This window comes from Methanobrevibacter oralis, assembly GCF_001639275.1.
GTDB classification, from domain to species: domain Archaea; phylum Methanobacteriota; class Methanobacteria; order Methanobacteriales; family Methanobacteriaceae; genus Methanocatella; species Methanocatella oralis.
The window spans coordinates 1-9,065 of sequence record NZ_LWMU01000086.1 but is presented as its reverse complement, the minus strand read 5'-3'; the positions used below and the strand labels follow the sequence as shown (position 1 = coordinate 9,065).

Annotated in this window: 5 protein-coding genes and 1 pseudogene; 4 read left to right on the top strand and 2 right to left on the bottom strand. The window is 25.4% G+C overall.

All coding sequences use genetic code 11. The features are described 5' to 3' along the window. Positions 1-222: pseudogene (locus tag MBORA_RS07350) on the bottom strand (helix-turn-helix domain-containing protein); the annotation flags it as partial. Beyond that, entirely contained in the window at positions 155-358 is a 204-nt protein-coding gene (locus MBORA_RS11205) for a helix-turn-helix domain-containing protein (protein ID WP_232817554.1), read from the bottom strand. The gene MBORA_RS11205 and the pseudogene MBORA_RS07350, both read right to left, overlap by 68 nt. A gap of 34 nt (positions 359-392) precedes the next feature. Here MBORA_RS11205 and MBORA_RS07340 point away from each other — a divergent pair, with 34 nt between their 5' ends. The 4 genes from MBORA_RS07340 to MBORA_RS07325 all read left to right on the top strand — a co-directional run bounded on the left by MBORA_RS07340 (position 393) and on the right by MBORA_RS07325 (position 8,943). Next, on the top strand, positions 393-3,749 hold the full coding sequence (locus MBORA_RS07340; protein WP_063720469.1) for a UvrD-helicase domain-containing protein: 3,357 nt from the start codon (positions 393-395) through the stop codon (positions 3,747-3,749). Positions 3,750-3,851: 102 nt separating this feature from the next. Then, positions 3,852-7,091, top strand: coding sequence for an SNF2-related protein (locus MBORA_RS07335; RefSeq protein WP_063720468.1), 3,240 nt, complete (start codon positions 3,852-3,854; stop codon positions 7,089-7,091). Positions 7,092-7,095: 4 nt separating this feature from the next. After that, positions 7,096-7,887 carry a DUF4391 domain-containing protein gene (locus tag MBORA_RS07330; RefSeq protein WP_063720467.1) on the top strand — a complete coding sequence of 264 codons (792 nt, stop codon included), beginning with the start codon at positions 7,096-7,098 and terminating at the stop codon, positions 7,885-7,887. Beyond that, the gene (locus MBORA_RS07325) at positions 7,888-8,943 is read left to right on the top strand and encodes a site-specific DNA-methyltransferase (protein ID WP_052331870.1); all 1,056 of its coding nucleotides are present in this window, start codon (positions 7,888-7,890) and stop codon (positions 8,941-8,943) included. Positions 8,944-9,065 lie beyond the last annotated feature (122 nt).

Genomic DNA, 9,065 nt, shown 5'->3' with positions numbered 1-9,065 from the left:
TTTTTCTTTAATAAGATTTCTCACATCTTTTAAATTATATTTTTCTTCATTTCCAGTGATGATTTCTTTTAATTCATTTAATTGTTGGTCAGTTAGGTAAGATTTTCTACCACAATTGGAATAATTTAAAAATAAGCCAGCAATGCCATTTTCATTATATTGTTTGACCCATCGTTTCACCGGTTTTTCTTGAAATATTAATGTTTTTTGAGGCTTTAGCAATACTTTCACCGTTTGCAACCATGTGAATTACTAAAAGACGCCTATAAACATCGTAATATTTTCTGTACTCTTTCAACATTTCTGCAATTTCAGAAAGCTCTAAATGTTTCTTAATTTTATTATTAAATTTTTCCATGAGCATATATCTATAACTCATTAGGTATAAACTTTTGGTAAGAAACTATAAAGATGAAGAAAAATTTAAATTTAAATTAGAATATACTATAGGGGCATTTGATTTTTATAATGAATTGAATTTTGATGATTTAATTAACCAATTTAATAGTGAAATTATTTGTAATGAAAAACCTTTGGTTGAACGTAGATTTAAAAAGGCTTTAAGAACATATAATGGATATATTAAAGGTACTGATAAGTTAAAATTAAGATCGGAGTTTAATACAGATTATTATTATTTTTATAATGAATTGAATTTTGATGATTTAATTAACCAATTTAATAGTGAAATTATTTGTAATGAAAAACCTTTGGTTGAACGTAGATTTAAAAAGGCTTTAAGAACATATAATGGATATATTAAGGATACTGATAAGTTAAAATTAAGATCGGAGTTTAATACAGATTATTATTATTTTTATAATGAATTGAATTTTGATGATTTAATTAACCAATTTAATAGTGAAATTATTTGTAATGAAAAACCTTTGGTTGAACGTAGATTTAAAAAGGCTTTAAGAACATATAATGGATATATTAAAGGTACTGATAAGTTAAAATTAAGATCAAAGTTTAATACAGATTATTATGATTTTTATGATGAATTGAATTTTGATAAAATAATTGATGAAACTAATGACAAATTATCCGAAAAACAAAAAGTTGAAATTTTAAATGATTTTAAAGATAAATTAGACCTTCCAAGAGGTTATATTTCATATTCTGAAAAAATTAAAATAATAACTAATTTTCCAGATTATATTTTCGATATGGATGAATTAATTGAAAATTATAATAAATTTTATATTGAAGAGCAAATGGAGTTAAATAAGGAATTTTTTGAAAATATTGCAGATAGAACTTTAGATAATGATCAAATTGTTGCAGTTTTAACAGATGATGATAATACACAAATAGTGGCAGGTGCTGGAACAGGTAAAACATTAACTATTCAAGCAAAAGTTAAATTTTTAATTGAAAAACAGAATATTTCTCCACACGATATACTTTGTATTACATTTTCAAATACTGCAAGGAATGATTTAGAAAGAAAAATTAAAAAAACTATTGGAAATAAACCGGTTAATATTAAAACATTTCATAGTATTGGATATTCTATTTTAGGAATAAATGGGGAAGAACGTAAGGTACCTGAAAAAGAATTAATTAATTTAATTGATGATTATTTCAAAAGTAGTGTTATTGAAAATCCAGTATTGGCTAAAGATGTAATTGAATTTTTCGCTTATTATTTTAATATTATTCATATTAATCAGGTTGATTTAAGATTACAGACAATTAGAAGTAAATTAAACGAGTTAGATGAGTATGATGAATATTTAAAAGAGTATCTCCAAGTTGAACATGTCGGTGAGAAAAAAGAATACATGGAAAGTGTTCCAGAATTAATTGCAGCTAATTACTTTTTTATTCATAATATTAGCTATGAAATCCCTAAAAACATGTTTTTAAAATATAAAAATTATGATACCTACATTAATAGCTATTATAAATATTTATTTGCTAATCAATGTAGTGAAATTCCTGATAATATAAAACAAGAATTTATAAATGATTTTGATGAACATTTTGGATGTAAAGAATTTAATTATTATCCTAATTTCTATTTACCTGAACATGATATTTATCTTGATTTGATTTCTTTAAATGATGAAAAAGATGAATATGAAATTGATAATAACTTATTCAAATCTAATTTAATTAAAATACATTATCGTGATGAAGATATAGAATCTCTTTTGAATGATTTAAATAAAAATTTAACTAATTTTGATGTTAAAATCAATAATGTTGATTATAATAAGTTATTTGATTTATTAATTATTGATAGTAAGTTACCTGAATATGCAATTTTTATTAAAACATTAGAGAGATTTATTAATTTATTTAAAGGAAATGCTCTTAATATTGATTATGATGGCAATGATATTTCTAAATATAGATTCAATGAATATAGGAATTTAAATAATAAAAATTACTCTGGTGCTTTTAAAAAGAGAATCGGATTCTTTTTAGATATTATTGAAAAAGTTTATGAAATATATTTGCAAAGATTAAACAAAGAAAATCTATTGGATTTTAATGATATGATTAATGATGCAGTTATTAAACTTCGAAAAGGAGCTTATATTCATAATTATAAATACATCTTTGTTGATGAATATCAAGACACATCACATACTAGATACAATTTATTAAAAGAAATGCAAAATAGAACTGGTGCTAAAGTAATTGTCGTGGGGGATGATTGGCAATCAATTTATGGTTTTACTGGTTGTGATATAAACCTATTTTCAGAATTTGATAAATACTTTGACCATCCTAAAATGGTTAAAATTCAAATTACTCACAGAAATTCCCAAGATTTAGTTGATGTAGTTGGAAAATTCATTTTAAAAAATAAAAATCAAATTCCAAAAAAATTAAAATCAGATAATGTAGTTAAGAAAAAACCAATTAAGTTAGTAGAGTATATTTCAAGATCTGAGGAAATATTAGGAATTATTGAAATATTAGATGAAATTTCAAAAAAAGACCCAAATGCAGAGGTTTTAATCCTTGGAAGAAATAATAAAGATATTAATGAAATTTTATGTAAAAATTTAATCACAACCAATGATTATATGAAAATTAATTATTTTAAAAAGCCTAATTTGAAAATAGAATATAAAACAGTACATAAATCAAAAGGACTGGATGCAGATTATGTAATTGTACTTAATTTAAATAATAAATTAAATGGATTTCCAAATAAAATGGAAAATGATCCAATTTTAGACTTTGTAAACAATAAAAAAGATGAAGATATCGATTATGCAGAAGAAAGAAGATTATTTTATGTAGCACTAACAAGAACTAAAAATAATGTTTATGTATTTCATAAATCTATAAATTATTCCCAATTCATTGATGAGCTCAAAGATGAAAATAAAGTAGATAAATTAAATTTTAAATTCTCTAATGAAGAACTAATGGAAATAAATAACTTGCTTGGAAAAAAATTTGAAGTAATTGAAACTGATAATGTATGTCCAAATTGTGGTGTTGGAAAAGTTAATTTAATCTTAAATAATGAAAAGGGAACTTCTTACTTTAGATGTTCTAATTTCTGTGGATGGGATGGAGGACCACATCATAATGAATCACGATGGTATGATTCTAGACAGATTGCATATGTGAAATATGCTAAGGTGTGTGATGAGTGTGGTGGGATGTTAGTTGTTAAAGAAAATGGTATTGATGGTAGTAATTTTTTAGGATGTAATTTTCATAAAGAAAGGGATTGTTGTAATTCTATTGATTTACCTTCCGATTTTGATTTAAGTTAATTTTGGGAATACAGGGTAGTGTTGTAAAATTAATATAAAACTATTTATTTTATTCACAACAATATTATAACTAGTTTATATTAATGTTAAAGGTTGGTTAAATTGTCAGTTAAAGCACCAAAAATTTTAGATAATAAATCTGACTTTGTTTATAGGGAACTTGAAGAAAGTATTAAAAAAGGTTCTAAATTATCAGTTATTTCAGCTTATTTTTCCATGTATGCTTATGATAGTCTTAAAAAAGATTTGAATAAGATTAATAACATGTGTTTCATTTATACCAAACCTACATTTTTAAAAAATGACAATAAAGAGTCTAGACAGTATTATATTGATAATAATAGTATTTTTGGAAACGATTATGAAATTAAGCTTAAAAATGAAATGACACAGGGATCTGTTTCAAAGGAATGTTCACAATGGATTCGAGATAAAGTTGAAATTAAATCTTTTAAATCTCCTAATGAAGCACAACCACGTATGATTTGTGTAAACAATGGGGATGATAGTGATATTGCTATTAATGGAAGTGTTGATTTTACAACAGCGGGTTTAGGACTTAATAATTCCACAAGACAAGATGTTAACAATTGTGTGTATGGGCAAATGTTTACTCAGTCATCTTTGATGATGTTTGATAGTTTGTGGAATAATGATGATTTATTAGAAGATGTAAAAGATGAAGTTCTAAATCAGATGCAAACAATGTATAAGGAAAATCCTGCAGAGTTTATTTATTTTTTATCACTTTATAATATTTTTTCTGGAAACTTAGATGAGCTTGAAGGTGGATCGATTCGTGAAGGAAATAATCTTAAAAACACTAAAATTTGGAATAAGTTATATAACTTTCAAAAAGATGCTGTTGTTGGGGCTATTGAGAAAATTGAGAACCATAATGGTTGTATTTTAGCAGATAGTGTTGGTTTAGGTAAAACATTCACTGCTTTAGCTATTATTAAGTATTATGAGTCCCGTAATGATAGGGTACTTGTGTTAGTTCCTAAAAAACTCAGAGATAATTGGACAATTTATACTCAAAATGATAAAAGAAATATTTTTGCAGATGATAGGTTTAATTATGATGTATTAAATCATACAGATTTAAGTAGACAATGGGGTAAATCTGGAGATATTGACCTTAAAACAATTAATTGGGGTAATTATGATTTAGTTGTAATTGATGAATCACATAATTTTAGAAATAATCCTGCGGTTAAAGATAGAAAAACAAGATATCAAAAATTAATGAATGAAATTATAAAAGGGGGTCATAAAACTCGTCTTTTAATGCTTTCAGCAACTCCAGTTAATAATAAAATGAATGATATTAAAAACCAAATTGCATTTATCACTGAAGATAATGACCAAGCACTTGTTGATGTGGGTATTAATAGTATTAGTTTTACTCTTAGGAATGCTCAAGGTGTTTTTAATAAATGGGCTAAGATGTCTGAACTTGAAAAAACTGATTATAGTTTCATTGATATGATTGATTTGGATTATTTCCAATTATTAGATACTTTAACAATTGCACGTTCAAGAAAACATATTGAGAAATATTATGATTTAGATGAAATAGGTGAGTTTCCAGAAAGATTGCCTCCAATCAATATTAAATCTGAAATTGATTTAAAAAATGAATTTCCAACATTATATGAGGTAAATAACGAAATATCAAAATTAGAACTTGCAATCTACTCTCCTATGAGATATATTTTACCAAATAAGATGTCTGAATATGAAAAGAAATATGATATGGAAGTGGGTCATGGTTCAACTTTCAAACAACTTGATAGGGATGTTAATGTTACTCATTTAATGAGAATTAATCTTTTAAAACGTATGGAAAGTTCAATACATTCATTTAAATTAACAACTGAACGTATTTTAGACATGATTAATCAAACTTTAGATAAATTAGATGATGGAACTGATTATAATCCAAGTATTAGCATTAGCTCTATTGACTTAGATGGTGATGATGAATATATTGATAATCTAATGATTGGTAATAAAAGAAAAGTATTGCTCCAAGATATGGATTTAATTAAATGGAGACAAGATTTGGAACTGGATAAAGAAAGATTAGAACATTTATTTTGTGAAGCTGAAAAAGTCAGTCCAGAAATGGATGCTAAGCTTAATGATTTAAAATGGAAAATTAAAGATAAAATTTCAAATCCAATCAATCCTAAAAATAAAAAATTAATTGTTTTCACTGCTTTTGCTGATACTGCTAAATATCTATACAAAAATATTAATAAATGGGCTTTAGATGAGTTTGATGTTCACTCAGCACTTGTAACTGGTGGAGGAGATAATAAAACCACTTTAAAAGGTGTTGTTGCAAGTGATATTAATGATATTTTGACTAATTTTTCACCAATATCAAAAGAGAGATTAAATATTGACCCAGATGCAACAAATGAAATTGATATTTTAATTTGTACTGATTGTATATCTGAAGGGCAGAATTTACAAGATTGCGATTATTTAATTAATTATGATATTCATTGGAATCCGGTTAGGATTATTCAAAGATTTGGAAGAATAGATAGGATTGGATCACTTAATAAACAAATTCAACTTGTTAATTTTTGGCCAAATATGGAGTTAGATGAATATATTAATCTTGAAGGAAGAGTTAAAAAGCGTATGGTTATGGTTGATGTTGCTGCTAGTGGTGAAGAAAATATCATAAGTAATAATCAGAAAATGAATGATTTAGATTATAGGAGAAAACAACTGGAAGAGCTTCAGGATAAGGTTTTAGATTTAGAAGATATTTCAAACTCAATTTCTATTACAGACTTAACTTTCAATGATTTTAAAACGGAATTAATGAATTATATTGATGAAAATAAACTAGAACTTGATAAAGCTCCAAAAGGAATTTATTCAATTGTTGACATTCCACATGAATTAAAAAATGAGCTTGAAAGTGGGGTAATATTTTTACTTAAACAAATCAAAGGAACAACAGAATCCAGTGAGAAAAATCCATTAAGTCCTTATTATTTAGTATATATTGGTGAAGATGGGGAGGTTAAATATTCTTATATTAAATCCAAACATGTTTTAGATTATTATAAAAAACTTTGCTTAGGTAAAACTGAAGTTTTAAAAGATTTAGTCGCTGATTTCGATGAGGATACAAATAATGGAAAAGACATGAGTAAATATTCGGAACTTCTTGTTGAAACAATTGAAGACATATTAGGTAAAAAACAAGAAGTAGGTGTTAAAAGCTTGTTTGGAAAAGGTGGAACCGCTACATTAAAAAAAGATATTGATGGGCTTGAAGAGTTTGAATTAATTAACTTTTTAATTGTGAAGTGATTTAATGAGCTTAATTGGAGATATTTTAGAAGTTCCAAACGGTTGTGTTATTGACTATGTAATTCCTAAAAAAGAGGTTTTTGAAGCTGCCGATTTAAAAACTAAAGATAAAAAAATTTTTACAGACATTGTAAAACAAATTAAATGGTGTTACAAATTTGATGAAGATACTTTAAGGATTTCTAAATATACAGATGATGTTAGAAATTATAGTGAAGTTGAACTTATTAATATTAATTTAAAATATGATAATGTTCACAAAACTGGTGTTGGTAAATTTAAAGAAGATGAAAAAATTGATAGAGTAGTTGATATACTTTTAAGATTTATTCCCTATCCAATCATTTTAACTGTTCAATATGAAAATGATTTAAAATTTTATGGAGCACATATACGTGAAAGCAAAGCGGATTCATCAAAAATAGTAATAGATGGACATGTAATGTCTACAAATTGGATGGATATTAATAATTTATCTGAAATTGAAGAAGATTTCATATCAAAAATTCAATATGATCGTTTTGATAAAAATGATTTTTACGACTTTTATGACTCGTATATAACAGCTATGATTCAATATGGTGGAGCAATGACTGCTGGAGGAACAGTTGATTTGCCTGTTGAAGAGATTTCTAAAATTTACGATAAAATATCGCTTATTGATTTAGATATTAAAAAAATTGAGAAACAAATTTCGATTGAAAATAATTTTAATTCTCAACTAGAATTGAATATAAAAGCAGGAAAACTTAAAGAGAAAAAAGAAAAACTTATTTTAAAGCTTAAAGGTGAATAAATGAAATTAGATGGTAAAAGCAAGGATATTGTGTCAGATAATATTTCTAAATTAAAAGAAATATTTCCTGAAGTCATAACAGAAGATAAAGTTGATTTTAAGAAGTTGGAATTGATTTTAGGTGAAGATATTGATGTTTCTTCTGAAAAGTATAGTTTTACTTGGCCAGGCAAGACTCAAGCTATTAAAGAGTCTCAAAAACAGTTCACTGGAACTTTAAGACCATGTCGTGAGGAATCAAAAAATTGGGATACAACTCAGAATTTGTATATTGAAGGTGATAATCTTGAAGTTTTAAAGCTTTTACAAAAAAGTTATTATAATAAGATAAAATGTATTTACATAGATCCGCCTTATAATACTGGAAAAGATTTTATTTATAAGGATAATTTTAAAGATAATTTAGAAAATTATTTAGAGCTTACAGGACAATTAGTTACAGGAGAGAGAGAGAGAGAGAGCATTGGTATTAAATTAAGTACAAATAGAGAAACTAATGGGCGTTATCATAGCAATTGGTTGAATATGATGTATCCTAGACTTAAATTAGCTAGAAATTTATTATCTAATGAAGGATTAATTTTTATAAGTATTGATGATAATGAATATTCTACTTTATTAAAGATTTGTGATGAAATATTTGGTGAAGATAATTTTATTTCAAATTTTATATGGAGAAGTAAAACTGGTGGTGCGGGTGATGCAACTAATATAACTGTTGATACAGAATATATAGTTGCATATGCAAAGAATATAAATTTGGTTTCAATAAATAAACAAAAAGTTGAACGTCAATTCAAATTTAAAGATAAACATTATGCAACTAGAGGTTTATTTAACATTAGAAATCTTGATGAAAGTGGTATTAGATATTCTGAATCTTTGGATTTTAAAATTCGTAGAGTTAATGATTGGATTTATATTGATAATGAAAGTTTTAAAATTTATGATGAAAGTTTTTTAAATGAGATTTCTGAAAATTTTTCTATTGTTCCTGGTGGAAAAGCTAATCACTTAAAGAAATACACATGGCGTTGGTCTAAATCCAAAATATAGTTTTTCTCGAAAAGTTTATACCATATAAATTACAAATTAATATTCATGGTAAAAAATAGCAAAAAAATTGAAGGACATCTTGAATTGGATGAAATTAAAGAGGTTATGAAAGAATATAAAGA